Source organism: Streptomyces sp. NPDC055632 (genome assembly GCF_053618675.1).
This window is the reverse complement of sequence record NZ_JBSHHY010000033.1, coordinates 52,881-78,876: the sequence shown is the minus strand read 5'-3', so window position 1 is coordinate 78,876 and position 25,996 is coordinate 52,881. Positions and strand designations below refer to the sequence as shown.

The 25,996-nt window shown below is 70.7% G+C and carries 29 protein-coding genes and 1 pseudogene; 13 read left to right on the top strand and 17 right to left on the bottom strand.

What is annotated here, in order from left to right:
• Positions 1-1,087, bottom strand: a 1,087-nt coding sequence (locus ACWGSR_RS30760) for a serine/threonine-protein kinase (RefSeq protein WP_453571332.1), incomplete at its 3' end; no start/stop codon positions are given.
• A gap of 179 nt (positions 1,088-1,266) precedes the next feature.
• Positions 1,267-2,100, bottom strand: a complete 834-nt coding sequence (locus tag ACWGSR_RS30755; RefSeq protein WP_453571329.1) for a VOC family protein — start codon at positions 2,098-2,100, stop codon at positions 1,267-1,269.
• A gap of 352 nt (positions 2,101-2,452) precedes the next feature.
• On the opposite strand from ACWGSR_RS30755, the gene ACWGSR_RS30750 reads away from it, so the two are divergent.
• From ACWGSR_RS30750 to ACWGSR_RS30740, 3 genes are all read left to right on the top strand, one after another.
• Positions 2,453-3,100, top strand: coding sequence for a TetR family transcriptional regulator (locus tag ACWGSR_RS30750; RefSeq protein ID WP_125666131.1), 648 nt, complete (start codon positions 2,453-2,455; stop codon positions 3,098-3,100).
• A 141-nt stretch (positions 3,101-3,241) separates the two neighbouring features.
• Entirely contained in the window at positions 3,242-3,907 is a 666-nt protein-coding gene (locus ACWGSR_RS30745; RefSeq protein ID WP_453571326.1) for a pyridoxine/pyridoxamine 5'-phosphate oxidase, read from the top strand.
• A 119-nt stretch (positions 3,908-4,026) separates the two neighbouring features.
• Entirely contained in the window at positions 4,027-4,911 is an 885-nt protein-coding gene (locus tag ACWGSR_RS30740) for a hypothetical protein (protein WP_453571323.1), read from the top strand.
• 64 nt (positions 4,912-4,975) lie between these two features.
• Here ACWGSR_RS30740 and ACWGSR_RS30735 read toward each other — a convergent pair whose 3' ends face one another.
• Together ACWGSR_RS30735 and ACWGSR_RS30730 are read right to left on the bottom strand one after the other, a co-directional pair.
• Complete coding sequence (locus ACWGSR_RS30735; protein WP_453571320.1) at positions 4,976-6,301, bottom strand: hypothetical protein; 1,326 nt, start codon at positions 6,299-6,301, stop codon at positions 4,976-4,978.
• Entirely contained in the window at positions 6,298-7,647 is a 1,350-nt protein-coding gene (locus tag ACWGSR_RS30730; protein ID WP_453571317.1) for a hypothetical protein, read from the bottom strand. Before ACWGSR_RS30730 ends, ACWGSR_RS30735 begins: the two co-directional genes overlap by 4 nt.
• A 272-nt stretch (positions 7,648-7,919) precedes the next feature.
• Between ACWGSR_RS30730 and ACWGSR_RS30725 the strand changes: the two genes are divergently transcribed.
• Both ACWGSR_RS30725 and ACWGSR_RS30720 read left to right on the top strand, forming a co-directional pair.
• The gene (locus tag ACWGSR_RS30725; RefSeq protein ID WP_453571314.1) at positions 7,920-8,735 is read left to right on the top strand and encodes a hypothetical protein; all 816 of its coding nucleotides are present in this window, start codon (positions 7,920-7,922) and stop codon (positions 8,733-8,735) included.
• A gap of 178 nt (positions 8,736-8,913) precedes the next feature.
• Positions 8,914-9,516 carry a class I SAM-dependent methyltransferase gene (locus ACWGSR_RS30720; protein ID WP_453571311.1) on the top strand — a complete coding sequence of 201 codons (603 nt, stop codon included), beginning with the start codon at positions 8,914-8,916 and terminating at the stop codon, positions 9,514-9,516.
• A 38-nt stretch (positions 9,517-9,554) separates the two neighbouring features.
• Here ACWGSR_RS30720 and ACWGSR_RS30715 read toward each other — a convergent pair whose 3' ends face one another.
• The 4 genes from ACWGSR_RS30715 to ACWGSR_RS30700 all read right to left on the bottom strand — a co-directional run bounded on the left by ACWGSR_RS30715 (position 9,555) and on the right by ACWGSR_RS30700 (position 14,385).
• The gene (locus ACWGSR_RS30715; RefSeq protein ID WP_453571308.1) at positions 9,555-11,435 is read right to left on the bottom strand and encodes an AMP-dependent synthetase/ligase; all 1,881 of its coding nucleotides are present in this window, start codon (positions 11,433-11,435) and stop codon (positions 9,555-9,557) included.
• 193 nt (positions 11,436-11,628) lie between these two features.
• Positions 11,629-12,273 (bottom strand): TetR/AcrR family transcriptional regulator, encoded by a 645-nt coding sequence (locus ACWGSR_RS30710; RefSeq protein ID WP_453571304.1) that lies wholly within the window; start codon positions 12,271-12,273, stop codon positions 11,629-11,631.
• A gap of 118 nt (positions 12,274-12,391) precedes the next feature.
• Entirely contained in the window at positions 12,392-13,735 is a 1,344-nt protein-coding gene (locus tag ACWGSR_RS30705; RefSeq protein WP_376240520.1) for a dicarboxylate/amino acid:cation symporter, read from the bottom strand.
• 383 nt (positions 13,736-14,118) lie between these two features.
• On the bottom strand, positions 14,119-14,385 hold the full coding sequence (locus tag ACWGSR_RS30700; RefSeq protein ID WP_376240523.1) for a DUF4229 domain-containing protein: 267 nt from the start codon (positions 14,383-14,385) through the stop codon (positions 14,119-14,121).
• Positions 14,386-14,513: 128 nt separating this feature from the next.
• Between ACWGSR_RS30700 and ACWGSR_RS30695 the strand changes: the two genes are divergently transcribed.
• Both ACWGSR_RS30695 and ACWGSR_RS30690 read left to right on the top strand, forming a co-directional pair.
• Positions 14,514-15,047 (top strand): N-acetyltransferase family protein, encoded by a 534-nt coding sequence (locus ACWGSR_RS30695; protein WP_453571299.1) that lies wholly within the window; start codon positions 14,514-14,516, stop codon positions 15,045-15,047.
• A gap of 125 nt (positions 15,048-15,172) precedes the next feature.
• A pseudogene (locus tag ACWGSR_RS30690) lies at positions 15,173-16,038 on the top strand (GyrI-like domain-containing protein).
• A gap of 53 nt (positions 16,039-16,091) precedes the next feature.
• Here ACWGSR_RS30690 and mqnE read toward each other — a convergent pair.
• Both mqnE and ACWGSR_RS30680 read right to left on the bottom strand, forming a co-directional pair.
• The gene (mqnE, locus tag ACWGSR_RS30685) at positions 16,092-17,255 is read right to left on the bottom strand and encodes an aminofutalosine synthase MqnE (RefSeq protein ID WP_125666111.1); all 1,164 of its coding nucleotides are present in this window, start codon (positions 17,253-17,255) and stop codon (positions 16,092-16,094) included.
• Positions 17,256-17,318: 63 nt separating this feature from the next.
• Positions 17,319-17,774, bottom strand: a complete 456-nt coding sequence (locus tag ACWGSR_RS30680) for an Lrp/AsnC family transcriptional regulator (protein WP_125666109.1) — start codon at positions 17,772-17,774, stop codon at positions 17,319-17,321.
• A gap of 113 nt (positions 17,775-17,887) precedes the next feature.
• Between ACWGSR_RS30680 and ACWGSR_RS30675 the strand changes: the two genes are divergently transcribed.
• On the top strand, positions 17,888-18,025 hold the full coding sequence (locus ACWGSR_RS30675) for a hypothetical protein (RefSeq protein WP_159042984.1): 138 nt from the start codon (positions 17,888-17,890) through the stop codon (positions 18,023-18,025).
• On the opposite strand, the gene ACWGSR_RS30670 is transcribed toward ACWGSR_RS30675, so the two are convergent.
• From ACWGSR_RS30670 to ACWGSR_RS30660, 3 genes are read right to left on the bottom strand one after another with little or no spacing between them, the layout of a single operon-like run.
• The gene (locus ACWGSR_RS30670) at positions 18,022-18,690 is read right to left on the bottom strand and encodes a UbiX family flavin prenyltransferase (RefSeq protein ID WP_453571295.1); all 669 of its coding nucleotides are present in this window, start codon (positions 18,688-18,690) and stop codon (positions 18,022-18,024) included. The two genes, ACWGSR_RS30675 and ACWGSR_RS30670, sit on opposite strands and share 4 nt — an antisense overlap.
• A gap of 31 nt (positions 18,691-18,721) precedes the next feature.
• Entirely contained in the window at positions 18,722-19,624 is a 903-nt protein-coding gene (gene mqnP / locus ACWGSR_RS30665; RefSeq protein WP_453571292.1) for a menaquinone biosynthesis prenyltransferase MqnP, read from the bottom strand.
• Positions 19,621-21,078: a menaquinone biosynthesis decarboxylase gene (locus ACWGSR_RS30660; RefSeq protein WP_453571289.1), complete on the bottom strand. Its 1,458-nt coding sequence runs from the start codon at positions 21,076-21,078 to the stop codon at positions 19,621-19,623. The genes mqnP and ACWGSR_RS30660 overlap by 4 nt, the downstream gene beginning before the upstream one ends.
• A 90-nt stretch (positions 21,079-21,168) precedes the next feature.
• On the opposite strand from ACWGSR_RS30660, the gene ACWGSR_RS30655 reads away from it, so the two are divergent.
• On the top strand, positions 21,169-21,567 hold the full coding sequence (locus ACWGSR_RS30655) for a PLD nuclease N-terminal domain-containing protein (RefSeq protein WP_376240540.1): 399 nt from the start codon (positions 21,169-21,171) through the stop codon (positions 21,565-21,567).
• A 90-nt stretch (positions 21,568-21,657) separates the two neighbouring features.
• Here ACWGSR_RS30655 and ACWGSR_RS30650 read toward each other — a convergent pair whose 3' ends face one another.
• The gene (locus ACWGSR_RS30650) at positions 21,658-21,849 is read right to left on the bottom strand and encodes a hypothetical protein (RefSeq protein ID WP_453571286.1); all 192 of its coding nucleotides are present in this window, start codon (positions 21,847-21,849) and stop codon (positions 21,658-21,660) included.
• Between the two features lie 221 nt (positions 21,850-22,070).
• Between ACWGSR_RS30650 and ACWGSR_RS30645 the strand changes: the two genes are divergently transcribed.
• Positions 22,071-22,700, top strand: a complete 630-nt coding sequence (locus ACWGSR_RS30645; RefSeq protein ID WP_453571284.1) for a flavodoxin family protein — start codon at positions 22,071-22,073, stop codon at positions 22,698-22,700.
• On the opposite strand, the gene ACWGSR_RS30640 is transcribed toward ACWGSR_RS30645, so the two are convergent.
• Entirely contained in the window at positions 22,670-22,891 is a 222-nt protein-coding gene (locus ACWGSR_RS30640; RefSeq protein ID WP_376240624.1) for a hypothetical protein, read from the bottom strand. The genes ACWGSR_RS30645 and ACWGSR_RS30640 overlap by 31 nt on opposite strands.
• A gap of 406 nt (positions 22,892-23,297) precedes the next feature.
• Between ACWGSR_RS30640 and ACWGSR_RS30635 the strand changes: the two genes are divergently transcribed.
• Genes ACWGSR_RS30635 through ACWGSR_RS30625 form a run of 3 tightly spaced genes read left to right on the top strand, consistent with a single transcriptional unit; the run spans position 23,298 to position 25,240 of the window.
• On the top strand, positions 23,298-23,822 hold the full coding sequence (locus ACWGSR_RS30635; RefSeq protein ID WP_453571281.1) for a DUF6879 family protein: 525 nt from the start codon (positions 23,298-23,300) through the stop codon (positions 23,820-23,822).
• A gap of 12 nt (positions 23,823-23,834) precedes the next feature.
• On the top strand, positions 23,835-24,686 hold the full coding sequence (locus tag ACWGSR_RS30630) for a helix-turn-helix domain-containing protein (protein WP_453571279.1): 852 nt from the start codon (positions 23,835-23,837) through the stop codon (positions 24,684-24,686).
• A gap of 23 nt (positions 24,687-24,709) precedes the next feature.
• Complete coding sequence (locus ACWGSR_RS30625; RefSeq protein WP_453571276.1) at positions 24,710-25,240, top strand: DUF6879 family protein; 531 nt, start codon at positions 24,710-24,712, stop codon at positions 25,238-25,240.
• A 15-nt stretch (positions 25,241-25,255) separates the two neighbouring features.
• Here ACWGSR_RS30625 and ACWGSR_RS30620 read toward each other — a convergent pair whose 3' ends face one another.
• The gene (locus ACWGSR_RS30620) at positions 25,256-25,606 is read right to left on the bottom strand and encodes a hypothetical protein (RefSeq protein WP_453571273.1); all 351 of its coding nucleotides are present in this window, start codon (positions 25,604-25,606) and stop codon (positions 25,256-25,258) included.
• On the bottom strand, positions 25,594-25,935 hold the full coding sequence (locus ACWGSR_RS30615; RefSeq protein ID WP_453571271.1) for a hypothetical protein: 342 nt from the start codon (positions 25,933-25,935) through the stop codon (positions 25,594-25,596). Before ACWGSR_RS30615 ends, ACWGSR_RS30620 begins: the two co-directional genes overlap by 13 nt.
• Positions 25,936-25,996: the final 61 nt, after the last annotated feature.

The window sequence follows — 25,996 nt, the reverse complement described above, 5'->3', positions numbered from 1 at the left end:
CGCCGGCGAGGCGCACGGGACCGCCCGCGCTCTCGGCGGGGCCCGCGTGCCGGCCGCCGAGGGGGGCGGGCTCGGACCCGCCGCCGCCCCGGGGGCCGCGCTCCGGGCCGTACGGATCGGGGAACGGGCCCGGCGGGTCCGACGGCGGCGGGGGCGGGGGCACGGGCGGGACGGGCGGTGCGGTGGGGGTCCGGCCGCCGCCGCGGCGCCGCTCGATCATGGCGGTGGCGCTCAGCGGCAGCCAGGCCGAGGCCGTGCCGCTGTCGTCGCTGCCGGGGCCGAAGAGGTGCGGGGCGAGCTGCGCCTGGAGGTCGGCCGGGCTGGGCCGCCGGGAGACGTCCATCTGCATGCAGGAGTCGATGAGGGGCCGCAGCTCGTCGGGCAGGCCCTCCAGGTCGGGGCCCTCGCGGAGCAGCATGAAGACGGTCTCGACCGGGTTGGCGCCGTGGTAGGGCGCGTGGCCGGTGGCGGCGAAGACCAGCATCGAGCCCAGCGAGAAGATGTCGCTGGCGCCGGTGACGCTGCGCGAGTCGCGGGCCTGCTCGGGGGACATGTAGGCGGGGGTGCCGACGGCGACGTTGGTCATGGTCAGGCGCGTGTTGGAGACGCCGGACGCGATGCCGAAGTCGATCACCCGGGGGCCGTCCTCGACGACGAGGACGTTGGAGGGCTTGAGGTCGCGGTGGACCAGGCCCGCCCCGTGGATGGACTGGAGGGCCTCGGCGACGCCGGCCGCCAGCCAGCGCACGGCCTGGGCCGGGAGCGGCCCGCACTCGTTCACTATCTCTTCGAGGGAGGGCGCCGGCACGTAGGCGGTGGCCAGCCAGGGCACGGCGGCGCGCGGGTCGGCGTCGACGACGGCGGCCGTGTAGAAGCCCGAGACGGCCCGTGCGGCCTCCACCTCCCGGGTGAAGCGGACCCGGAACAGCTGGTCCTCCGCGAGCTCCGTGCGCACGGTCTTGATCGCCACGCGCCGGCCCGAGGCCGAGCGCGCGAGATAGACCAGGCCCATTCCGCCCGCGCCGAGCCGGCCCAGCACCTCGAAGGGCCCGATGCGTCTCGGGTCGTGCTGCGTCAGCTGCTCCACTTGCCTGCCACCTCCCCGTACGGGCCATGAAGGTACGGCCCCGTGGCCCTGATTCTTCCTGTCCGGGGGCCCGGTGGCGAACCCGGGGGCGGATCGGGGTGTCGCCTGCTACGGGGGACGGGCGGGGGCGGGGTGCGCCGGGCGGGACGGTTGCGGGCCTATCCGGCCGTACCGCCCGATTACGGTGCGGGGCGGGGTGCGGTCTCCGGTCCGGACCGGGTCTCGGGTCCGGGTCCGTCCCCCGGTTCGGCGAGCACCGCGAAGAGGGCGCCCTGGTTGTCGCGGAGGACGGCGACGCGGCCGTGCGGGGTGTCGCGGGCCGGGGTGACGACCCGGCCGCCGAGCCGGACGGTGGTGTCGCAGGCCTCGTCGCAGTCCTCCACGGCGAAGTAGGCGAGGACGTGGCCGGGCATCTCGGCGGGGAAGTCGTCGGTGATGACGGCCCGGCCGCCGAAGGCGCTGTCGTCGCCGGGCCGGGAGCCGGGGGGCGACCAGACGCGGTAGTCGAGGTCGGGGCCCGCGCCCTCCTCCTCGGGGTCGGCCTGGCGGCCGAGGTAGCCGAAGACGGTGGCGTAGAAGGTGTCGACGGCGTCCGGCCGGCGCGTGTACACCTCCATCCAGCAGAAGGCGCCCGGCTCGTTCACCGCCGCGAAGCCGTCGTCGTCGCCCGCCTGGCGGAGGCCGAAGACGGCGCCGCCGGGGTCGGCGGCGAGCGCCAGGACGCCGAAGGGACCGACGGGGTACGGGTCCATGACCATCCGGCCGCCGGCGGCCCGGATCCGGGCGGCGAGGGTGCCGGCGTTCCCGGTGGCGAGGTAGACGGTCCAGGTGGTGGGCATGCGGCCGTCCCGCTTGGGGGCGAGTCCGGCGACCCGGCGTCCGCGCAGCAGGGCCTCGTCGCGGTCGGGGTCGAAGGTCCAGCCGAAGAGCTCGCCGTAGAAGCGCTTGCCCGCCTCCAGGTCGGGGAGCTGCGCGTCCACCCAGCACGGGGTGCCCTCAGTACGTACGACCATGGCTCCACGCTAGGGCGGCGCCGGGGGCCGCGCATGCCCCGGGATGCGAACAAAGGGACGATTCGACGGGGTGGGACCCTTGCGGTGCCTGGGTTGTCCACCGAAGTTGTCCACAGACTGTTCATAACTCTATTCGGGTGCGAGGTCCCCCGATCGGCCCCGCCCGCCGGCGCCCCCGGCGCCGGCACGAGCCTCGCCGCCGCCCTCCACTTTGGCTCAATACCGACCCATTCCCTCTCTCCCCCTTCCACCGCACACCCGCGTCCACCTCGAAGAACGCGTGCGCACGAGGGCGCACCCCATTTGCAGTCGGCCGAATCGCGCCCTGAGGCCTCGTCGGTAAGCTGACGGCATGACAGGACAAGTACGCACCGTCGACGGCCGCGTGGCCGGTCGGCGCGGTCAGGCGACGCGGCAGAAGCTGCTCGACTGCCTCGGTGAGATGCTCAGCTCCTCGCCCTACCGGGACGTCAAGGTCATCGACGTGGCCCGGAAGGCGGGTACTTCACCCGCGACGTTCTATCAGTACTTCCCGGACGTCGAGGGAGCGGTTCTGGAGATCGCGGAGGAAATGGCGAAGGAGGGCGCCGGGTTGGCCGACCTCGCCTCCGGCCGCTCCTGGGTCGGCAAGGCCGGCTGGCAGTCCTCCGAGGAACTCGTCGAAGGCTTCCTGGACTTCTGGCGCAAGCACGACGCGATCCTCCGGGTCGTGGACCTCGGCGCCGCCGAGGGCGACAAGCGGTTCTACAAGATCCGCATGAAGATCCTGAACTCGGTCACCAACTCCCTCACGGACGCGGTGAAGGAGCTCCAGGCCAAGGGCAAGGTCGACAAGGACGTCAGCCCCGCCGCGATGGCCGGCTCCCTGGTGACGATGCTGGCCGCGGTCGCGGGGCACCAGAAGGGCTTCCAGACCTGGGGCGTGAAGCAGGCCGAACTGAAGCCGAACCTGGCCCTGTTGGTGCACCTGGGCATCACCGGCAAGAAGCCGACCAGATAGCCCCGCCCCCCTCCTTCCCCCGTCCTGTCGCCGACGCCGGCGGCGGACCGCGCCCGCGGACCGCCGCCGGCGTCGCCGTCTTCCGGGCCGCACGACGGAACGGTCGCGAAGAGGGACTGCCCCCGTGACTACCGTGACCCCATGACGACCGACTTCGACCGCGCCCTGCGCTCCCTGCGGGTCTGGGACACCGCGCTGCCCGCCTTCGACCCGGCGGACGCCCCGCCCGGTCCGCTCGCCCTCTTCCACGACTGGTTCACCGCGGCCGTCGCGGCCGGCCAGAGCGAGCCCCACACCCCCGCCCTGGCCACCGTGGACGAGGACGGCCGCCCCGACGTGCGGGTGGTGATGCTGCACGGCGCCGACGCGCGCGGCTGGCACTTCGCCACGCACTCCACCAGCGCCAAGGGCCGCCAGCTCGCCGCCCGCCCGGAGGCGGCGCTCAACTTCTACTGGCCGGTCCAGGGCCGCCAGGTCCGGGTCAGGGGCCACGTCGCCGCCGGCACCCCCGAGGAGGCGTACGAGGACCTCCACGCCCGCACCACCGGCGCCCTCGCGGCGGCCCTGGTCGGCCGGCAGAGCGAGGTCCTGGACTCCCCGGAGACCCTCGCGGAGGCGAGCGCGGCGGCCTGGCGCCGGGCGGAGGCGGAGCCGGACGCCCCGGCCCCCACCTGGACCCCGTACGCGGTCGAACCGGCCGAGGTCGAGTTCTTCCAGGGCGACGAGCGGCGCCGCCACGTGCGTCTCCGCTACCGCCGCGATCCGTCGGCGCCCGACGGCTGGACCCGCGAACTCCTCTGGCCGTGAGGCGGTCAAAGAAGATCACACCTGAGCGCCTGGGGACGAGATCAAAAGATCATTCCAACGCGCCGAAAACTTACGGGCAGTTCGGAGGGAATCCTCAACGCCGTTGACATGATGCACCGGTGTTCGACGAGAACCTTCGGCCGCCGCACCCGACCGCCATGCAGATCGTGATGATCACCCCCGAGCTCGCCGCGGACTTCCTGAGCCGGGAGACCCACAACCGGCGTCTCGACCGGAGTTACGTCGCCCTGCTCGCCGCGAGCATCCTGCGCGGGCACTGGCAGCTGACTCATCAGGGCATCGCCATGGACGGACCGCTCTCCACCGGAACGGTGATCGACGGGCAGCACCGCCTGCACGCCGTCGTGAAGGCGGGCGTCGCCGTCCCCATGGTCGTCTTCGAGCACATGCCTCGCGAGACCTTCTCCGTACTGGACACCGGACGGCGGCGCAGCAGCGCGGACGCGCTCTCCCTCGGCGGGGAGAAGGACCCCACCCTCCTCGCCTCCACCATCCGTCACGTACACCTCTACCGGGAGGTGCCCGAACCTGGTTGGGGCGGAGCCCGGGGGCGGCTGACGAACGACCAGATCCTGGAGAAGTTCGCTGAGGAACCGGACAGGTACCGGCGCGCGGTGCAGGTGGGTCGTAACATCGCGAAGAACGTCTTCATGATTCCCACGGCCGCTTCGATGGCGTATTTCATCACCGTGGAACCGTCCACCCCGCAAGTACGCGTGGACGAATGGGTCAACGGCTTGGTCTCTGGGGCGAACCTCGACGTCGGCGACCCCAGACTGGCACTGTCCAAAGCCCTGGCCGGGCAACGTGCCAGGGGCTCCGACCGACGCCGTAGGTCGACACACGGCGAAGTGGGGCTCTACCTGAAGGCGTGGAACGCCTGGGTCACAGGTCGGCCGGTGCGCAATCTGCGCTTCTCCAAGAAGGAGAAGCTGCCCCTCCCCGTCGCCCTGGTACCCGGGCAGCGAAGCGGACCGGAATGACTCCGGGCCCGAACCGCCTCTTCTCCGGTGACCGCGTGTCGTGCGGGTCGCGTGCTCCAGGCCGTCATCCTTGGCTCCAGTCCAATGTGCCGGGAGGGCCACCGGTTCCCACGCCCTCGAACGGGTAGGCATTCGACGACTTGAAGAACCGCAGGATGTCGTCCGTCTCGATGCGTGCGAGGTTCTCGGCGGCAGCGGTCTCGAACACGGAGTGCGCCTTGCGCAGAACATCACGCGGCTTGCGGGTGGAGTAGTCGAAGAGGCAGGCGATCGCCTCCTTGCTGAACGGGAAGAACTCGTCGCCCTCCTCCCGTTCGACCCCGTCCTTGGTCGCCGCGGCCAGGTAGGGCTTGAGCAGCTGGGCCGCTTGGGATACATCGCCCAGGGCCGGCAGCTTCACCGTGCTCTGCTTGTTCGCCTCCGTCAGCTCGAAGGCCGGCAGGTCCGCGAGCGCCCACGCCGTGCCGATCGTCAGCGACGCACGGGGGTGCATGGTCACCACCATCGTCACCATGTCCGCCATGGGCAGCGTCTCCACGAGCACGTCCCGGAACCGCTCGATCTCCAGATTGCGCTTCGCCTTCGCCGTCGTGGTGCTCGCCAGGTCCTCCAGCTGGTCGCAGAACACCAGTACGCGCCTGATCCCGGCGGCAGCCACAAAAAGCAGGAAGGTGGCCATGTGCACGGCGCCGTTGCGGCTGCGGGACGTAGGGGTGATGCGCATCAAATAGTCGGCGGCGGCATCGGAGTCCTCCTCGCACAGGGCGACGATGAGCTTGTCGTCGGGAGGCCCGAGGGTCCGTCCGTTCAACGCGCGGTGCTCGTCGGTGACCGCCTTCACGAGATCCCTGACGTCACCGCTCCCCGTCCGCTCGACGAGACGTTTGCGCAGGCGTGCGGCCAGGGGCTCGCCCTGCTCCGAGGGGTACGTCACCGCGTATTCGACAGCAGCGAACAGTGCGGCACTCAACGAGCGCACCTGTACCGTGTCGAAACTCGTGAGGACACAGCAGATCGGGACCTCTGCCGCGTCCTCCTCGTCCAGGCCGGCCGAGCGATACACCTCTTCACCGAAATCACCGTTGATCTTCTTGGCGAGATGCTGCATCAGTACCGACTTGCCGAACCCACGCGCGTCGGAGTCTCCGGGCACAATCCCGGTCGACCACAGATAGCCGAACTTCAGACCGGAATAGGACATCCCGAGAACGAATTTCTCGGTCACCTCACGGAGCTGCTTGGCATGCACGTCCGGCTCGTACAGGAGACCGTTCTCGCGAGCGTCCCGGCCTCCCATTTGAAGCATGCCGATCGACGGGAACGGATTGTTGCGCAGCTTCCATTTATTTTTAATCCAAACGACGCCAGAAACCTTTTCCTTTTCACTCACGAGGCTGTCGCCCCCACTTCCTGGTAGGTTTCGTCCAGGCGCATCACGTGGAACACCCGGCCTTTCAGCGAGAACGGCCGGGCCGATCCGGGAATCCGGACGAGGGAGGCCTCGTCCAGATGGATCCCGAACTCGAGATCCGGCACTTCGCCGCGGTAGGCGGCGGCAAGAGCGGCATCGAACTCTTCGTCACTGATGCGCTGGTCCCAGCAGACCGCTGCCCGGACCTGCCACACGGGCCGGTACATCGTTCCTCCGGGCCGGCCGGCCTCGTCCCTCCAGATTCGGGGGAGGGCCAAGAGCGCCTTGTGGCGCACATCGGACCCGACCTGGCGCTGGAAGGTGACCGCTTCTCCGCTGTCGGAGACCCTCCCCGTCGCCCACAGGCGAAGTGCCTGGGGGCCGGGAGCGTAGTAACTGAAGTTGGCGAGACCGAGGAACCTGCACCAGCGGCGGAGCAGTTCGTGGCTGATGTAGTCCATGGAGCAGCCGGCCGAAGTGAACGCGAGGCGCACCACGGCCTCTTCACAAAGCGCGGCAACCCTCTTGCGCGTCAGGTCCGCTCCCGGGGGGTTCCGGGGCGCCTCGACGGCCCGCTTCGTCTTCCTCCGGCCCCCGGCCGGCTGTTTGTCGGTCTGTGCCTGGTGTGCCGCCCGGGCCTTGGCCCTGCGGACCGCCGTGTTCACATAGTCGTGCAGGGACGTTCGCACGATGTCCGGTTCCGCCATCCAGCCGAGGTCGCCCTCCTGGACGGCCTCCGTCACATGCGCTACGAAAGCCCGTAGGAACTCGTCGTGGTTTTCGTACGACGATCCCTCGTATTTGAGCAACGGCACGGTGAGGTGGTTGGTCGTGCTGTCGGGGCGGGCGCCCACCAGACGGAGAAATCCCTCGAACTGAGGATGCGCTTCCAGGAGCTTGCCGACGAGGGCGTTGTAGCCCATCCGCGGATCGCGCTCCACGAGCTGCGTCCAGGACCGGCCCTCATCGGTCACCTCGAAGGTGACATGGGCATGGGCATAGGCGGAGCGGGGCGAGGAAGGGAGGACGTGCCGCTCCACCCAGCCCAGTCGCATCAGCTCCTTCAGGACGTCCACGGTGTTGTGTACGTACTTGCTCGGATTGGAACGCTGCGCGACCCACTTGGCAGGGTCGAACGATCCGTCCTGATCGGTGCGGCGGGCGGACTGCTCCGCCTGGTCCACCATGGCCAGCCTGATCCGTTCGAAGGGCTCGCCCCGGGCGACCGCCTTCGCCGCGGTCTCGATGTACGTCAGCTCGTGCAGACGGGGGATCCCGGCCCCTCCCACGCTCACGAGGCCGACGCTTCCGCGCTGGGGGGCCATTCGAGTGACATTGCCGCAGCTCTCCTCACGGGAGGTATTCCGATTCATGACCGGTCATGGGCCATGAGACCTTGCCGCACAAAGTTAACCCCTCCTGACGCCCTTTTGAGGCGACGGATCTGGATCTTCTTGCCTAATGTGCGTTCTGCCTTCGACGGAGCCCCGGAACCGCACGCGAGTACGACGAGTTTCGAAAGTGAATTCGACGTGTCTCCGTTCATTCCGTGACGCCTCGGAGCACCTGCAGACCGGCAAGAAAAGGAGAACAGGCCATGTCCCCCCAGACCTCGTCCCCGCTGCTCCACTCCCCCCGCACGCCCGACCGGCAGACGTCGTGCACCCCGGCCGGCTCGCCCCTCTCGGTCGAGCTGCCCGTCGCCTTCGATCCCGGATGGAACCGGCTGCCCGGCATCCGGGTCCGCGGACGGCACATCGACATCGATCCCGCCGAGTACTTCTTCCGCTTCGAGTCCCACACCTGGCTCGTGGCCGACTGGCAGCGGGTGAGGTCGGAGCTCCTGCCCGTCGAGGAAACGGCCACGCACGCGGTCGAACAGCTCGCCCTGGAGTTCATCAAGGCGCACGCCTACTCCACCGACGACGCGGCACTCGTCCTGCGAACCGCCCACGACGTCTACACGTACCTGTTCCGGGAGGAGCACCTCGACGGCATCGGTCTCCCCGGGCTGACCGCCGACCACCTGCGGATGCTGCGCGAAGCGGCCACGCTCATGGCCCTCAACAAGGTCGAGCTGGACGGGCACATCTCCAACATCGGCCCGTGCTGGTTCTTCCCCGCGGCCACGTCCGTGGTCTTCGGGCTCGACGACTCCACCGGGGCCATGCTGGACGAGGTCTACCACGGCGGCTGGTTCAACGAGCACCGCCGCCTGGAGTCCATCAAGGCGCACACCGCGCTCGGGGGCCGACTGGTCCACGGATGCCAGTCCGTGCCCGACCAGTCCGGCGGCGTGGTGGCCCCTTACGGGGCCTCCATGTCGACGTTCCGCGACAGCCTCGACGCCTTCAAGGCCGACTGGCTGGCCAAGGTCTACTCGTACCGCGAGCCCGCACCTGCCGCGCACTGAGCAGTCATGTCATGCCCCTGCCGGGACGCCCTCCCGGCAGGGGCCGCGGAAGTGCCTTCCGCCTCCGTCCCACCACCTCCGTCATGTGGAGCAGAGCATGATCGATCAGGCGTCCCCCTGGCATGCCTATGCGGAGCAAGTCCCCCACATCCCGGGCCCGTCGCCCGTGAGGCAACGCATGGAATGGGGAACGCATCCCGGCATCGGTCCGGACGCCCGGGTCCTCGGTCCCGCCCTGCACGAGCGTCGCGTACTGGAACTCGGCTGCGGCGCCGGTTACAACGCCGCTCACCTCGCAGCCGTGCACGGCGCTCAGGTCACGGCGGTCGACCTGACAGGCGTTCAGATCCGCCGGGCGAACGAGAAGTACGGCTCGCTGAAAGGGCTCACCTTCCTCGTCTGCGACGCCTTGCGCTTCCTGCGCACCGGCACCCTCCCCTTCGACAGTGTCTACTCCGTCTTCGGCGCCCTCGGTCTCACCGACCCCGAGGTGATCCTGCCCGCCATCGCCCGCCGCCTGCGAGCACACGGACGTCTGGTCTTCTCGGTTCCCCACCCCCATCGCCGGAACCGGAGCTCTCCGCCGGACGGGCGGCCCTCCCTGGACTTCCTCGTCCTTCCCGACGGTACGCGCCGTCCTCTCACTCGCTGGGAGCTGGACGTTCCCGGGTGGCACTCCGCGCTCCACCGCGCGGGGTTCCGTCCGACCAGGGTCCAGGAACTCCCCGATCCCCGGCGTCCTCGGCTCACCACGCTGGTGATCAGCGCTCGCAGAAGGTGACCTCCCCTCGTGCGGACCGGACCAGCAGCCCCCGGGCCCTATTCGCTCCCCGCCGGATACATCTCCTCGACCTCCCGCGCGAAGTCCCGCAGCACCGCGCCCCGCCGGAGCTTCAGGGACGGGGTGAGGTGGCCCGAGGTATCCGAGAAGTCGGTGTTCAGGACGCGGAAGGCGCGGATCGACTCGGCGCGGGAGACGAGCCGGTTGGCGTCGTCCACGCCCCGCTGGAGGGCGGCGAGCAGCTCCTCGTCCCGGGTCAGCTCCCAGAGCGCCAGGTGCTCCTTGCCCCGCATCCGCCGCCAGTGCGACAGGCCCTCGTGGTCCAGGGTGATCAGGGCCGTGACGTACGGGCGGTCGTCGCCGAGCACCATGCACTGGGCGACGAGCGGGTGGGCGCGCAGCCAGTCCTCCAGCGGGGCGGGGGCCACGTTCTTGCCGGCCGAGGTGACGATGAGGTCCTTCTTGCGGCCGGTGATCCGCAGGTAGCCGTCCTCGTCGAGCGAGCCGAGGTCGCCGGTGGGGAACCAGCCGTCGTCGGTGTACGGCACGGCCGTCCCGCGCCGCGCGTCCCAGTACCCGGCGAAGACGTGGCCGCCCTTGAGCCAGACCTCGCCGTCGTCGGCGATCCGGACGGCGGTGCCCGGCAGCGGCCAGCCGACGGTCCCGGTGCGCGGCCGGCGGGGCGGGGTGACCGTGGAGGCGGCCGTGGTCTCCGTCAGGCCGTACCCCTCGAAGACCTCGACGCCCGCGCCCGCGAAGAACTCCGCGAGCCGGGCGCCGAGCGGGGAGCCGCCGCAGATCACGTACTTCACGCGTCCGCCGAGCGCGTTCCGTATCCGCCGGTAGACCAGCGGGTCGTAGAGCGCGCGGGCGGCGCGCAGCGGCAGCGAGGGCGAGGCCTCCTGGCCGTAGCGGCGGGCGACCCGGGCGGCCCGGTCGAAGGAGGCGGCCCTGCCGCCGCGTTCGGCGGTGGCGCGGGCGGCGTTGAAGACCTTCTCCAGGACGTACGGGATGGCGAGGAGGAAGGTGGGCCGGAAGGCGGCCAGGTCGGCGAGGAGTCCGTCGCCCTCGACGGAGGGGGCGTGCCCGACCCGCACCCGGGCGCGCACGCAGCCGACGGAGACCATGCGTCCGAAGACGTGGGAGAGCGGCAGGAAGAGCAGGGTGGCGGCGGGCTCCTTCGTCTCCGAGACGAAGACGGGGTGGAGCAGCCGGACGGCGTTGTCGACCTCGGCGAAGAAGTTGGCGTGGGTGAGGGCGCAGCCCTTGGGGCGGCCGGTGGTGCCGGAGGTGTAGACGAGGGTGGCGAGGGTCTCGGGGGTGAGCAGTCCCCGGCGGGCGGTGACGGCCTCGTCGGAGACCCGCTCCCCCGCCCGGCGGAGCAGTTCGACGGCGCCGGTGCCGATCGCCCAGAGGTGCGCCAGGCCGGGGAGCTGACGCCGTTCGGCGGCGACGACCCGGGCCTGGTCGGGGTCCTCGACGACGCAGGCGGCGGCGCCGGAGTCCTGGAGGATCCAGCGGGTCTGGAAGGCCGAGGAGGTGGGGTAGACGGGGACGGTGACGAGTCCGGCGGCCCAGGCGGCGAAGTCGATCAGGGTCCACTCGTAGGTGGTGCGGGCCATGAGGGCCAGCCGGTCGCCCGGTTGCAGACCGTGGGCGATGAGGCCCTTGGCGACGGCGTGCACCTCGGCGGCGAAGGCGGAGGCCGGGACGTCGTACCACTCGCCCCCGGGTCCCTTGCGGGAGAAAAGGGGGGCGTCGGGGTCCAGGCGGGCGTTGTCGTACGGCAGGTCGGCGAGGGAGCCGCGGGCGATCCGGGGGGCGAGGGCGGGGACGGACACCTCCCGCACCCGCCCGTCGACCAGGGACTTGTGCGGTTCGACCGGCTCGGTCCCGGCTGCGGCGGTGGCGACGGACACGTGCGGCTCCTCGGTCTTCGCGACGGACTGAGACGTGCGGGACGTGCGGGGCGTGCAGGGCGTGCGGGACGTGCAGGGCATGTGCGGACGGGCAGGGCGTGCGGCCACATGCGGGGCCGAACCGGGCTGTCGTACGGGCGCGTTGGAACCCGCACCGACTTAACCAGTCGGTAACCTTACTGTGCGGTAAGGCTCAACGGGGAGACCAGCGCTCGCTTTTCATGAGGTTCCCTAGCCCCGCCCACGCGAAGTTCATCAGCGTCGCGGCCGCCTCCTTCGCCGTCACCCCCGGCGTCTCGTTCGCCCAGGTCGCCAGGGACTCGGCCGAGCCGACCAGGGCCTGCGCGAGCGCGGTCACGTCCCGTTCCGTGATGGTGGCGGGCCCGTGCGCCTCGTGCGCCGCCTCGCCGATGAGCCCCGCCACGTAGACCGCGATCTCCTCCCGCATCCGGGACGCCTCGGTCGCGAACGGCTCCCCCTGCGTCCGGGCCTGCCGGCTCAGCACCACCCAGGAGTCGGGGTGCTCGGCGGCGTACGTGAAGAAGGCGAGCAGCCCCGCCCACAGCCGCTCGTCGGGCGGCAGCTCCCGGTCCTCGACCCCGGCGGCCACGGCGGCGAGCAGCGCTCCGGCCTCCCGCCGGATGCAGGCGGTGAAGAGCTCCTCCTTGGAGTTCAGGTACAGGTACACCAGCGGCTTGGAGACCCCCGCGAGCTCGGCGATCTCGTCCATGGAGGCCGTCTGGTAGCCGTGCCGCGCGAAGCTCCGCACGGCCGCGTCGAGCATCTGCCGCTCCCGCACGGCGCGCGGCAGCCGCCGCGCCTTCGCACCGTCGGCCATGGTGCCCACCCCTGCTTCCCGCTGCCCACAAGATCGTCCGACTGCCCCCGAGCAGCCTAGTGCCCCCGCCCGGCAGGGGGCGGGGGCACGAGGAACGGCGAGGACCCCTCCGTACCGGTCAGGCCGTGACCAGGACCTTCTCGTCCTCGGTCCGCGTCTCGGTCGGGTCGTCGATCGGGGACGACGAGGCGTTCTCGTACGCGGTGTGGTCGAGGATCTTCTCGCGGGCGGAGACGATCACCGGGACCAGCGCCTGGCCCGCGACGTTCGTGGCGGTGCGCATCATGTCGATGATCGGGTCGATCGCCATGAGCAGACCGACGCCCGCGAGCGGGAGCTCCAGGGTGGAGAGGGTCAGGGTCAGCATGACGGTCGCGCCGGTCAGGCCGGCCGTGGCCGCCGAGCCGACCACCGAGACGAAGGCGATCAGGAGGTAGTCCTGGATGCCGAGCTGCACGTCGAAGATCTGCGCGATGAAGATCGCGGCGAGCGCCGGGTAGATCGCGGCGCAGCCGTCCATCTTGGTGGTGGCGCCGAACGGGACGGCGAAGGAGGCGTACTCCTTCGGGACGCCGAGGCGCTCGGTGACCTTCTGGGTGAGCGGCATGGTGCCGACCGAGGAGCGGGAGACGAAGGCCAGCTGGATGGCCGGCCAGGCGCCCTTGAAGAACTGGACCGGGCTGACCTTGGCGACCGTGGCGAGCAGCAGCGGGTAGACGCCGAAGAGGACGATCGCGCAGCCGACGTAGACGTCGGCGGTGAAGGTGGCGTACTTGCCGATCAGGTCCCAGCCGTAGTCCGCGATGGCGAAGCCGATGAGGCCGACGGTGCCGATCGGGGCGAGGCGGATGACCCACCACAGGGCCTTCTGGAGCAGTTCGAGGACCGACTCGGAGAGGGCGAGGATCGGCTTGGCGCGGTCGCCGAGCTTCAGGGCGGCGATGCCGGCGACGACGGCCATGAAGACGATCTGGAGGACGTTCAGCTCGGTGAAGGGCGTGACGACGTCCGTCGGGACGATGCCGGTGAGGAAGTCGATCCAGGAGCCCTCGCGCTTCGGCATCTTGCCGTCCTGCGGGGTGAGGCCGGTGCCGGAGCCCGGGTTGGTGATCAGGCCGATCGCGAGGCCGATGGCGACCGCGATCAGGGAGGTGATCATGAACCAGAGCAGGGTGCGGGAGGCGAGCCGGGCGGCGTTGTTCACCTTCCGCAGGTTGGTGATCGAGACCAGGATCGCGAAGAAGACGAGCGGGGCGACGGCCAGCTTGAGCAGCTGGACGAAGATGTCGCCGACCTGGCCGAGGGTCTCCTTCAGCCAGGAGACGTCCTGGCTGCGGGCGATCCAGCCGAGCAGGGCGCCGAGGACCAGACCGACGATGATCTGGGCCCAGAAGGGGACCTTGGGTATCCGGGACGAGGGCTTGGCCTCGGGGGCCTCGGAGACGGACGCGGACACAGACACACTCCACAGGGCGTATCGGGGGAATACGGGGACGGGGGTGCGGCCACGGGAACGCGCTCGGGCGCGGGCCGCCGCATGAATGCCGGGAAGGTCAGAGCTCGCGGCAACAGACCGCGGACATACAGCGGCACAGGTCGACGTGCAGGCGCGCCACGAGCGGAGGGCTCATGGCGTCGGAGGTGCGCGCTGCGGTCTTCATGTCGAACACGTTAACACTTGAACTTTGAGAACCTCAAAGCTCTTCTTTGGGGTACAAGAGCACCCCTCCGCCTCCGAAACACAGAAAACCCCAGGCGGGAGCCTTGGAAGCTCTCACCCGGGGTTAGATGTGTGATGAAACTTACGGAATCCTTACGCGGCCTCCACGGCCGGAGGGCGACGCCCTACAGCAGGTCCTCGCGGGACCGGTTGTCGGCGAGGCGGCCCTTCGCGCGGTCGACCTTCTCGACGATCTCCGCGCTCATGTCGTCGCGCTGCCCGCGCAGGAGGACGAAGCTGAGCGGGGCGGAGACGACGACGGAGAGGACGAGGACCCAGAGCAGGTTGGAGTCGCCGAGGCCGCGCGGCAGCACGCCGACGTAGACGAGCCCCCACAGGGCGAGGAAGGACCCGGCGAAGATGCCGAGCCGCAGCACCGTGTAACGGAGCATGTCAGTCCACTCTTCCGTTCCGAAAAGATCCCCTACGGGACGAACGTCCTCCCAGTGAAACACGGGACCGCGCCCCCCTCGGCACCAACCCCCTTGAGCACCCGGCGAGTAATAGATAATCTCACCCGATGACCCTTACGTTCGAGGTGGACCCGGCGGTCGACACCGCCCTGCGCGACGGCGTCCTCGCCCTCTGGGCCGACGTCTCCAACGCGGGCGGCGCCGTCGGCTTCGTCCCGCCCGTGACCCCCGACGAGATCCGCCCCGCCCTGCTCAAGCACCTCGTCGGCATGGAGCGCGGCACCACCCGCCTGCTCGTCGGCCGCGACGAGGACGGCGCGGTCGCCGCCACCGCGTTCTTCACCTTCAACGCCCACCCGCTGATGCGGCACTGGTCGTGGCTCTACACCGTGATGGTCCACCCCCGGCACCAGGGCGGGGGGCACGGCCGCGACCTCATGGCGGCGGTCGAGCACACCGCCCGCACCGCCCCGGGCTTCGAGGCGATCGAGGCGGTCCGGCTGACCTGCCGGGGCGGCACCGGCGTCGACGGCTTCTACGCCAAGTGCGGCTACAAGGAGGTCGGCCGCGTCCCCGACGCGATCCGGGTCGCCCCCGGCGACGACCGCGACGACATCATCATGCTGCTGCCCCTCGCCTGACCCGCCCGGATCGGGCCGACCGGACCGACCGGCCGGCCCACCCGACCGGACCGGGCACAGGATGTCGGGTCCGGACCCCCGGCCCCTTCCTACGGTGAGGACACGGAAAGGGAAGGACGGACCACGTGCTGGAGCGGCTGAACCGGGCACTCGACCACATCGAGGAGCACCTGCGCGGCGACCTCGACCCGGCCGGGCTCGCCCGGATCGCGACGACCTCGGAGTACCACTTCCGGCGCCTGTTCTCGGCGCTCGCGGGGATGCCGCTGTCGGAGTACGTGCGGCGCAGACGGCTCACCGTCGCGGGCGCCAGGTGCTCGCCGGCGAGCGGACGCTCCTGGAGGTCGCGGTGCGCTACGGCTACGGCTCCGGGGAGGCGTTCGCCCGCGCGTTCCGCGCGGTGCACGGCGTCGGCCCCGGCGAGGCCCGCCGCACCGGGGCCGCGCTGCGCTCCCAGCCGCGCATGTCCTTCCGCCTCGTCGTCGAAGGGAACAGCAGCATGCGGTACAGGATCGTGGAGAAGGACGCCTTCCGGATCATCGGGCGCGGGGCCCGGGTCCCCCTGGTCCACGAGGGGGAGAACCCGGCGATCGCCGCCCACATCCGGTCCATCGGCCAGGAGGGCCTGGCCCGGCTCGCCCGCCTCGCGGACGGGGAGCCCGGGGGCGTCCTGTCGGCGGTCACCCACCTCTCGGACAGCCGCGAGGAGGGCGCCGAGCTGGACTACTGGCACGGGGCGGTGAGCGGCGCCGACGTCCCGGAGGGGTTCGACGCGCTCGACGTGGCCGCCGGGACCTGGGCCGTCTTCGAGAACGAGGGCCCGTACCCGAAGGCGCTCCAGTACCTGTGGCGGGACGTCTTCACCCAGTGGTTCCCGTCCAATCCGTACGCGAGCCGGCCGGGCCCCGAGCTGCTCTCCGTACGCCCCTCGGAGGACTGGACGACGGCGCGGGCGGAGCTGTGGATCCCGGTGGAGCGCACGGAGGCGTGAGGGCACGGGGAAGGGCCGGCGGGGTTCCCCGCCGGCCCTTCCCCTCGCACGGCTCAGACCCGCATCGGCTGCGGCGACTCGCGTCGCTCCGCGTCCGGGCCCGGGTACTCGCGGATGATCTCGTACCGCGTGTTCCGCTCGACCGGCCGGAAGCCGGCGTCCCGGATCAGTTCGAGCAGGTCCTCGCGGCCCAGCTTGTTCGGCGTGCCGTAGTTGTCGGCGTCGTGCGTGATCTTGTACTCGACGACCGAGCCGTCCATGTCGTCGGCGCCGTGCTGGAGCGCGAGCTGCGCGGTCTGGACGCCGTGCATGACCCAGAAGACCTTGACGTGCGGCACGTTGTCGAAGAGCAGCCGGGAGACCGCGAAGGTCTTCAGGGCCTCGGCGCCGGTCGCCATCGTGGTGCGCGCCTGGAGCTTGTTGCGGACCTTGCCGTCCTTCATGTCCACGAAGTCGTGCTGGTAGCGCAGCGGGATGAAGACCTGGAAGCCGTTCGTCTCGTCCTGGAGCTCGCGCAGCCGCAGCACGTGGTCGACGCGGTGCCGGGGCTCCTCGATGTGCCCGTAGAGCATGGTCGACGGGGTCTTGAGCCCCTTCTCGTGGGCGAGCCGGTGGATCCGGGACCAGTCCTCCCAGTGGGTGCGGTGGTCCACGATGTGCTGCCGGACCTCCCAGTCGAAGATCTCGGCGCCGCCGCCGGTCAGCGACTCCAGTCCGGCCTCGATCAGCTCGTCGAGGATGTCGGAGGCGGAGAGCCCGGAGATCGTCTCGAAGTGGTGGATCTCGGTGGCCGTGAACGCCTTGAGGGAGACGTTCGGCAGGGCCTTCTTCAGCTCGGAGAGGGAGCGCGGGTAGTAGCGCCAGGGCAGGTTGGGGTGCAGCCCGTTGACGATGTGGAGCTCGGTGAGGTTCTCGTTCTCCATCGCCTTCGCGAGGCGCACGGCCTCCTCGATGCGCATCGTGTACGCGTCCTTCTCGCCCGGCTTGCGCTGGAAGGAGCAGTAGGCGCAGGAGGCGGTGCAGACGTTGGTCATGTTCAGATGCCGGTTGACATTGAAGTGGACCACGTCGCCGTTCTTGCGGGTCCTGACCTCGTGGGCCAGACCGCCGAGCCAGGCGAGGTCGTCGGACTCGTACAGGGCGATGCCGTCCTCACGGCTCAGCCGCTCACCGTCCCGGACCTTCTGCTCCAGCTCACGCTTGAGCCCCGCGTCCATGCGGCCGCCTCCCTTTTTCTCCGACATCAGACTTCGCCGTTCACCGTACTCTCAGGCCCGCCGTCAGCCCTCCTCGGGCAGCTCCCCGACACGGTTCTCCCACTTGGTGGAGAGCACGATCGTGGTGCGGGTGCGGGAGACGCCCCGGGTGCCGCTGAGGCGGCGGATCGTCTTCTCCAGGCCGTCGACGTCGTTCGCGCGCACCTTGAGCATGAAGGAGTCGTCGCCGGCGATGAACCAGCAGTCCTCGATCTCGGCCAGGTCCTTGAGCCGGCGGGCCACGTCCTCGTGGTCGGCGGCGTCGGAGAGGGAGATGCCGATGAGGGCGGTGACGCCGAGGCCGAGCGAGGCGGCGTCGACGGTGGCGCGGTAGCCGGTGATGACCCCGGCCGCCTCCAGACGGTTGATGCGGTCGGTGACGGAGGGGCCGGAGAGCCCGACGAGCCGGCCGAGTTCGGCGTACGAGGCACGCCCGTTCTCGCGCAGGGCCTGGATGAGCTGCCTGTCCACGGCGTCCATAGGTATGAGGCCTTCCATTGTCCAGCGATACCGCGAGTTTAGGTATAGAATCTAAGGTACACAGGGGAGACGCCCTGTGAATCTTTCAGCAGATCAAAGACGATCCTTCAGGAGTGGTGTTCACCGTGTACACGATCGAGATGGCCTACGCCCGCATGCGTGAGCTGCAGGACCTGGCCAACCGCTCGCGTGCCCACCAGCCCGTCCCCGCCTCGAAGCGCGCTCCCCGGGAGCGCGCGAAGAAGCGCTAATCAGACCGGAGAGCCGCACCCAGCTCTCCCTCCCAGCGGCGGTACAACCGGTGCGGCACCTTCGCCGCGTCCAGTACCCGCCCGGCGACGAAGTCCACCAGATCCTGGATGTGCGTCGCCCCCGCGTAGAACGCCGGAGAGGCGGGCAGCACCACGGCGCCCGCCTCGTCCAGCGCCACCATGTGCTTGAGCGTCTGCCCGTTGAGCGGGGTCTCCCGCACGGCGACCACCAGCGGCCGCCGCTCCTTCAGCGTCACGCTCGCGACCCGCTGCAACAGGTCCTTCGAGAGCCCCAGCGCCACTCCCGCCACCGCGGCGGTCGAGGCCGGCACCACCAGCATCCCCTTCGCCGGGTACGACCCCGAGGACGGCCCCGCGCCCAGGTCCCCGGCCGGCCAGTACCGCACGTCCTCCAGGTCCGTTTCGAACGTGTCGGGCTTCCCGTCGGCGCCGCGCGCCAGCCAGGCCGCCAGGTCCTCGCGCCAGTGCGCGTCCCGGAAGGAGATCCCGGTCTCGTCGAGCAGCGTGAGCCGCGAGGCCCGCGACACGACCAGGTCGACGCTCTCCCCGGCGGCGAGCAGCCCCCTCAGGACGGCGGCGGCGTACGGCGTGCCCGACGCCCCGGAGACCCCCACGATCCAGGGGGTGCGCTTGCCGTCGTTCATGCCGTCGAGCCTATCCGTGAGGGGTCCGGGGCTACGGGGTGAGCCCGCGGACCAGCAGGTCGAGGAGCGCGCAGACGAACAGGCTGATCCCGATGAAGCCGTTCGTCGTGAAGAACGCGCGGTTCAGCCGGGACAGGTCGTGCGGCTTCACGATCGTGTGCTCGTAGCAGAACGCCACCACCACGATCGCCAGGCCGATCCAGAAGAAGACCCCGGCGCCGGTGGCCAGCGCGTACCAGACGAGCAGTCCGGTCGTCACGACCGCCGAGCCCCGGGCGCCCCACAGGGCGGCCGGGATCCCGAAGCGGGCCGGGACCGACATGACGCCGTGCGCCCGGTCCGCCCGCACGTCCTGGCAGGCGAAGATCAGGTCGAAGCCGCCGATCCACACGCCCACCGCGAGCCCCAGGACCACCGCGTCCCAGGACCACTCCCCGGTCACCGCCAGCCAGGCCCCGACGGGCCCTATGGCCTGGGCGAGCCCCAGGATCGCGTGCGGGAAGTTCGTGAACCGCTTGCCGTACGGATAGACCACCATCGGCACGACGGCGAGCGGCGCGAGCGCCAGGCAGAGCGGGTTGAGCAGGGCGGCGGCCCCCAGGAACACCACGACGGCGATCCCGGCCCCGGTCCACGCCGAGCGCACGGACACCGCGCCGGTCACCAGCTCCCGGCCGGCGGTGCGCGGATTACGCGCGTCGATCTCGCGGTCGATGATCCGGTTGCAGGCCATGGCGAAGGTCCGGAGGCCCACCATGCAGACGGTGACGAGCAGCAGCGTCCACCAGTGGATCCGCTTGTCCGTCTGGAACATCGCGGTGAGCGAGGCGATGTAGGCGAAGGGCAGCGCGAAGACCGAGTGCTCGATCATGACGAGCCTGAGGAACGCCTTCGTACGCCCCGGCTGGGCGCCCGGCACGGCGGCGGTGGTCACAGCCCGTACTCCTTCCAGCGCCGGTCCACCAAGGCGGCCGTCGCCGGGTCCGACTCGACCATGTCCGGCCAGCCGCCGTCACGGGTGTAGCCCTCCTCGGGCAGCTTCCTCGTGGCGTCGATGCCCGCCTTGCCGCCCCAGAACTGCTGGTAGGAGGCGTGGTCGAGGTGGTCGACCGGCCCCTCGACGACGGTGAGGTCACGGGCGTAGTCGGTGTTCCCGAGGGCCCGCCAGGCGACCTCGTGCAGGTCGTGGACGTCGCAGTCCTTGTCGACCACGACGATCAGCTTGGTCAGCGACATCATGTGCGCGCCCCAGATGGCGTGCATGACCTTCTGCGCGTGCTTCGGGTACTTCTTGTCGATCGAGACGATCGCGCAGTTGTGGAAGCCGCCGGACTCCGGCAGGTGGTAGTCCACGATGTCCGGCACGATGATCTTGAGCAGGGGCAGGAAGAAGCGCTCCGTGGCCCGGCCCAGCGGCCCGTCCTCGGTCGGCGGCCGGCCGACCACGATCGACTGGAGCAGCGGACGCCTCCGCATCGTCACGCAGTCGATCTTCAGGGCGGGGAACGGCTCCTGCGGGGTGTAGAAGCCGGTGTGGTCGCCGAAGGGGCCCTCGGGCAGCATCTCGCCCGGCTCCAGCCAGCCCTCGATGACGACCTCGGCCTGCGCCGGGACCTGGAGCGGGACGGTCTTGCAGTCGACCATCTCGATCCGCTTGCCCTGCACGAAGCCGGCGAAGAGGTACTCGTCGATGTCGCCCGGCAGCGGGGCCGTCGAGGCGTACGTCACGGCCGGCGGGCAGCCGAAGGCGATCGCGACCGGCAGCCGCTCGCCGCGCTCGGCCGCCACCGCGTAGTGGTTCCGGCTGTCCTTGTGGATCTGCCAGTGCATGCCGATGGTGCGCTTGTCGTGCCGCTGGAGCCGGTAGAGGCCGAGGTTCCGGACGCCGGTCTCGGGGTGCTTGGTGTGGGTGAGCCCCAGGTTGAAGAAGGAGCCGCCGTCCTTCGGCCAGGTGAAGAGCGCGGGCAGCTTCTCCAGGTCGACGTCGTCGCCGGTGAGGACGACCTCCTGCACGGGGGCGTCGCCGGACTTCACCTTCTTCGGCGGCACGTGGACCATCGAGCCGAGCTTGCCGAAGGCCTCGCGGACCCCGACGAAGCCCTGCGGCAGCTCCGGCTTGAGGAGCCCGCCGATCTTCTCGCTGATCTCGCCGTACGACTTCAGGCCGAGCGCCTTGAGCAGCCTGCGGTCCGTCCCGAAGACGTTCATCGCCAGCGGCATCGAGGAGCCCTTGACGTTCTCGAAGAGGAGCGCGGGCCCTCCCGCCTTGTTCACGCGGTCGACGATCTCCCCGACCTCCAGGTACGGGTCGACTTCGGCCTTGATGCGCTTGAGGTCGCCTTCGCGCTCGAGGGCCCTGAGCAGCGAGCGGAGATCGTCGTAAGCCATACGGGCAAGTATCGGTCACCGGCTACCCTGGACCTGTCACCGGGGCCGCCCAAGCGCGCCCCCGCCACCGCTTCCAGGGGGCTGTCCCACATGCTCAGGGCGCTGCTGTTCATCCTGCCGCTGGCGCTGATGATCTACGCCTTCATCGATTGCCTGAACACCCCGGAGGAAGAGGTCAAGCACCTTCCCAAGCCGGTGTGGGCCATCGTCATCCTGCTGTTCTCCGTCGTCGGCGCGATCGGCTGGATCGTCGCGGGCAAGGAGCGCGGACCGAAGGGGCGGACCGGTGCGGGCGGCGGCCGGGGCGGCCGGGGCGCGGGCGGCTGGGTGGCGCCCGACGACAACCCGGAGTTCCTGAAGTCCCTCAAGGACGACGGACCCGGCGCGAAGGCCGACGACGACGCCCTCCTGAAGGACTGGGAGGAGGACCTGCGGCGCCGCGAGGAGGAGCTGAAGCGACGCGAGCGGGGCGAGGAGAACGAGGGCTGACGGGCCCGGGGGCCTCCGGGGCGCGTGCCGGACGTCCCGCCGGTCCGGCGGCGTCCGGCACGCACCCCGGTGAGGCCCCCGTCCGGCGTCTCAGTTGTCGGAGCCGACGGTGTTGTCGTGGCCGGCGTTGAAGACGTCGCCGCCCGCGAACTGGAGCCAGTCGCCGAAGACGATCGTGTACGAGGGCTCCGGCTCGTAGTCGACGTAGACGTCGGCGCTGGCGGCACCGGCGGTGCCGAGGACGATGGCTCCGGCGGCGAAGGCGGTCAGCAGGGAACGCATGGAAGACCTCTCGGTAGGACGACGGGGCGCGCCGCGGAAGGGCGGGCACTCCGCACGCTAGGGCCGTCACCCTCCGCGACCGGGTCGCCGGGCCGGTACGGGTCGCGGTCCTCAGCCGATCGGCGGCAGTGGCGGGCCCGCCCACGGGGCCCACGGCGGCAGGAATACCTCCACGGGGGGCGGGGTTGGCGCCGAAGCCCCCACGAGACGGAGCAGCAGACATGACGCCGGACCTTCCCGCCCTCCCGGACTTCCCGAACCGCTCGTTCCTCTTCGTCCTGGGCAGCTCGCGCCCGGACGGCAACTCGGAGATCCTGGCCCGCGAGGCGGCCGCGCACCTGCCGGCGGGCGTGCCGCAGCGCTGGGTGGACCTGAACGAACTGCCGCTGCCGGACTTCCGGGACGGCCGGCACGAGCAGACGGGCCGGCCGACGCACGGGACGGAGAGGCTGCTCCTGGAGGCCACGGTGGAGGCCACGGACGTCGTCATCGTCTCGCCCCTGTACTGGTACAGCCTCTCCGCCCAGGCCAAGCGCTACCTGGACCACTGGTCGGGCTGGCTGAACGTCCCCGGCTCGGACTTCAAGCGGCGCATGGCGGGCGGCACCCTGTGGGGCGTGACGGCCCTGGCCCACGACGAACACGTCGTCGCGGACGGCCTGGTCACCTCCCTGCACCACTCGGCGGCCTACCTCCGCATGCACTTCGGCGGCGTCCTGACGGGCACGGGCTCCCGCGCGGGCCGCGTCCGCGCCGACGAACGCGCCATGCTCCGCGCGAGGACCTTCTTCCGGGAGGAGACGCCGCTCGCGCTGTTTCCTTACGAGGAGGGGGCGGGGGTGGGGGTGTGAGGGGGCGGGGCCATCGCGGCCTCGGCCCGCATCATGCCGAAGTGCACGTACGGCTTGCCGCTGTGGGTGACCACCGGACGCACGCCACCCCAGACCCTTTCCGGAAGCCCCAGGCCGGCCAGGGCGGCCCGGATCGCCTCCGCCGCGTCGTCGGCGACCTTCCGGCCGTCCCGATACGTCCGCATGTCCATCGTCACCGGTGTCCTCCGGAGTGGTCGCGGGCGATCCTCGATGCCGCTCGCCGACGGTAGAGGCCCGAGAAGCTGTCGGTCCATGAAGTTGCACGTGGTTGCACAGGCCCCCTGGGCAGCCTTGACGTCCGTTTGCGGGCCCGTGAGGCTGCGTAGAACCAGCTTGTTTCCGGACCGACTTGAGGAGAGGCCGTGCGGTTACGTTTCATCGGGAAGGATCCCGAGTCCGGAGATCACGGCTGCCCGGCCGTATGGGTGGACGAGGAGACGAGGGAACTCGTCATCCAGGGTGTGACGGCCGACGCCGGCACCACCGCCCGAACCGTCCGGGACAGCCCGCTTCCCGCGCACGAGAGTGTGGTACGGCTGCCGCAGCGCATGATTCCGTTGCTGAGGGAGGCACTCGATGGCGCAGAGTCTGGGTGACTTCACCGATCTGATCCGGTCGGCCGAGCGGTCCGCCGTCCACCTGGAGACGCGCGACGTGTACGCCGTCCCGAACGAGGACGAACGCTTCGCGGCATGGCGGCGGGGCCACCGGCTCGACCCGGACGACCGCGCGTCCTGGTGGCGCCCCTGGCTCGACGTCGTGCAGGAGATCACCGCCAAGGGCGTCCGGCTGCGCCGTGCCCGGATCGTGAGCGAGCCCCCCAGCGAGTACATCCGCTACGAGCACTCGTTCACCTTCACCAACATCGCGGCGGGCGAGGAGATCCGCTGGCTCCCCCGCAGGTCGGCGTCCGGCCTGGCCCTCCCCGGAAACGACTTCTGGCTGTTCGACGGAGAACTCGTCCAGTTCAACGTGTTCGACGGCGAGGGCCACTGGGTCCACACCGACCGGACCGATGACCGGGCGATCGCCGGTCTCTGCTCCGACGCCTTCGAAGCCGTCTGGGAGCGGGCCGTCCCGCACGCCGAGTACACCTTTTGAGAAGCACCGCCCATGCCCGAGTCGCCCCTGTCCACCGCCCAAGCCGCCCGCGCGGCCCTCGCTTCCCGTCTGGACGGGATACGGCGGGACGCCGGGCTCAGCGGGCAGGAACTGGCCGCGCGGTGCGGCTGGCACAAATCGAAGGCCTCCCGCATCGCACGCGCGAGGACGGCTCCCTCGGACGCCGACATCCGGGCGTGGTGCGAAGCCTGCGGAGCGGGGGACCAGGCGGCCGACCTGATCGCCACGTCCCGAACAGCCGAATCCATGTACGTCCAGTGGCGACAGATCCACCGGGACGGGATGTGCCGGGTCCACGAAAGCACCGTCCCGCTGTACGAGCGGACGGCCCGCTTCCGTGTGTACGCCTCCAACGTCGTGCCCGGAATGCTCCAGACCGCCGGATACGCGACGGGTCTCTTGCGCTCCATCACCGCCTTCCAGGGCACTCCCGACGACGTGGCCGACGCCGTACGGGCGCGCCTGGCCCGCTCCCGTGTCGTTCATGAGGGCAACCACCGCTTCGCCCTGTTGGTCGAGGAGGCCGTTCTCCACCACCGGGTCTGCGACGCGGTGGAGTTGGCCGAGCAGCTCCGGTACCTGCAAGAGGTCATGGCCCGGCCGAACGTGTCCCTGGGCATCGTCCCGCTCGGTGCCCGGCGTACCGTCTGGCCGCTGGAGGCCTTCTACGCGTTCGACGACGCCCAGGTGGCCGTGGAGACGCTGACGGCCGAAGTGAACATCACCGCCCCCAGCGAAGTACACACCTACCTGAGGGCGTTCGCGGAGCTGTCCCGGACCGCCGCGTACGGGGCGGCGGCTCGCCGCCTCGTCGCCAAGGCCCTGGATTCCGCTCTCTCCTGACCACCACGAAAGGGGCCGAGCGCGTGCGCGAGCCCATCACACCCGAGCAGTTCGGCAAGCTCTTCGAGGCCTTCGAGTACACGGCGTGGCACCTCGAAACCCGGCGCGGGTACGCGTCCGACCGCGACGACGACTCCTACCGGGCCTTCGTGGAGACCGGCTCCGCCCTCTGGGACCTCGACAACGCGTGGTGCACGAACATCACGCGCCAGACGGTGGCCGGAAAGGAAGTCGGACGAGTGCGCGTCGTTGACGATCCCCCCACCCAGGGGCAGTTGTTCCTCCTGGACTACGCGAAGTGCAACGCGGCCACGGGCGAGGACGTACGGAACCTGTGGCGGGCGGACGCCGACCGGGTGAGGCTGCCCTCGGAAGACTTCTGGATCTTCGACTCGCGCCTGGTCGCGGTCCTCGTCTTCAGCGAGACCGACGACCTGCTCCGTGTCGAGGTGACCACGGAGCCGGCCGAGGTGCTGCGGTACGTCCAGGTACGCGACGCCGCGATGCGGTACGCCGTCCCGTACGACCGGTTCGCTGCGCGACTGACCCGATGACCGGGGCCGTCCCGCTCAGCCCGGGGGCTCCTGATGGCAGGGGCACCCGCACACCAGGTACCGGACCCCGAGGACACCGCTGTCGCGTGGGACGTGGTCCCGGCAGTGGGAGTGCCGGCCGACGACGCAGCGCGGTGAGCGGTACTCCGGCTCGTCGGTCTCGGCCGTGAGGGCGTGGGCCACCAGGGACACGCTCACCGCGTCCGCGATCTCGGGCGTCACCCACCAGCCGTCGCCCGCGCGGTCGCGGTGCGGGCCCTCGTGCCCGGGGCCGAGGACGCAGACCGAGCCCGCCCACACCGGGCGCACCGCCTCCGCGACGGCGAGCACGGAACGCCGTGCCCCGCAGCGGCTCACCGGGAGCATCCCGCGTGGATGTTCCGCTGGTCGACGTCCACCCCGACCGTCGCCAGCCACAACGCCCGCCGACGCCTGCGCTGCGCCGCGCGTGACGTGGCCGTCGCCAGGTAGGGGCGGGCGAGGGGCGAACGGGCGCCGTCCAGGGGCATCGCCTGTTCCCGGGCGTACGGGGAGCGTGGGGTGACGGGGGCCCGGTGGCGCGGCTGCGAGACCGGGCGGCGGTGGGTGGTGCGGGTCGGGCGGTGCCTGCCGGTGGGTGGCAGCGTCAGCATCAGCAGCCAGAGGAGGACCGGGATCCAGGCCCGGCCCAGTACGCGCGCGATAGGGTTCCGCACGTCATCAACTCCCTGAGTAGTTGGTGGCCATGCCCCGGGGCCGGTTGCAGCGGTCGCCGGG

Coding starts and splice junctions, on each gene's coding strand:
- ACWGSR_RS30755 (WP_453571329.1), bottom strand. CDS start 2,100: ATGGTCGTACGTACTGAGGGCACCCCGTGCTGGGTGGACGCGCAGCTC.
- mqnE (WP_125666111.1), bottom strand. CDS start 17,255: ATGGACGCGGGGCTCAAGCGTGAGCTGGAGCAGAAGGTCCGGGACGGT.
- ACWGSR_RS30710 (WP_453571304.1), bottom strand. CDS start 12,273: ATGGCCGACGGTGCGAAGGCGCGGCGGCTGCCGCGCGCCGTGCGGGAG.
- ACWGSR_RS30635 (WP_453571281.1), top strand. CDS start 23,298: ATGGCGCAGAGTCTGGGTGACTTCACCGATCTGATCCGGTCGGCCGAG.
- ACWGSR_RS30695 (WP_453571299.1), top strand. CDS start 14,514: ATGACCCTTACGTTCGAGGTGGACCCGGCGGTCGACACCGCCCTGCGC.
- ACWGSR_RS30730 (WP_453571317.1), bottom strand. CDS start 7,647: ATGGCCCCCCAGCGCGGAAGCGTCGGCCTCGTGAGCGTGGGAGGGGCC.
- ACWGSR_RS30720 (WP_453571311.1), top strand. CDS start 8,914: ATGGAATGGGGAACGCATCCCGGCATCGGTCCGGACGCCCGGGTCCTC.
- ACWGSR_RS30645 (WP_453571284.1), top strand. CDS start 22,071: ATGACGCCGGACCTTCCCGCCCTCCCGGACTTCCCGAACCGCTCGTTC.
- ACWGSR_RS30655 (WP_376240540.1), top strand. CDS start 21,169: ATGCTCAGGGCGCTGCTGTTCATCCTGCCGCTGGCGCTGATGATCTAC.
- ACWGSR_RS30630 (WP_453571279.1), top strand. CDS start 23,835: ATGCCCGAGTCGCCCCTGTCCACCGCCCAAGCCGCCCGCGCGGCCCTC.
- ACWGSR_RS30660 (WP_453571289.1), bottom strand. CDS start 21,078: ATGGCTTACGACGATCTCCGCTCGCTGCTCAGGGCCCTCGAGCGCGAA.
- ACWGSR_RS30700 (WP_376240523.1), bottom strand. CDS start 14,385: ATGCTCCGTTACACGGTGCTGCGGCTCGGCATCTTCGCCGGGTCCTTC.
- ACWGSR_RS30640 (WP_376240624.1), bottom strand. CDS start 22,891: ATGGACATGCGGACGTATCGGGACGGCCGGAAGGTCGCCGACGACGCG.
- ACWGSR_RS30750 (WP_125666131.1), top strand. CDS start 2,453: ATGACAGGACAAGTACGCACCGTCGACGGCCGCGTGGCCGGTCGGCGC.
- ACWGSR_RS30725 (WP_453571314.1), top strand. CDS start 7,920: ATGTCCCCCCAGACCTCGTCCCCGCTGCTCCACTCCCCCCGCACGCCC.
- ACWGSR_RS30680 (WP_125666109.1), bottom strand. CDS start 17,774: ATGGACGCCGTGGACAGGCAGCTCATCCAGGCCCTGCGCGAGAACGGG.
- ACWGSR_RS30745 (WP_453571326.1), top strand. CDS start 3,242: ATGACGACCGACTTCGACCGCGCCCTGCGCTCCCTGCGGGTCTGGGAC.
- ACWGSR_RS30620 (WP_453571273.1), bottom strand. CDS start 25,606: ATGCTCCCGGTGAGCCGCTGCGGGGCACGGCGTTCCGTGCTCGCCGTC.
- ACWGSR_RS30670 (WP_453571295.1), bottom strand. CDS start 18,690: ATGAACGACGGCAAGCGCACCCCCTGGATCGTGGGGGTCTCCGGGGCG.
- ACWGSR_RS30650 (WP_453571286.1), bottom strand. CDS start 21,849: ATGCGTTCCCTGCTGACCGCCTTCGCCGCCGGAGCCATCGTCCTCGGC.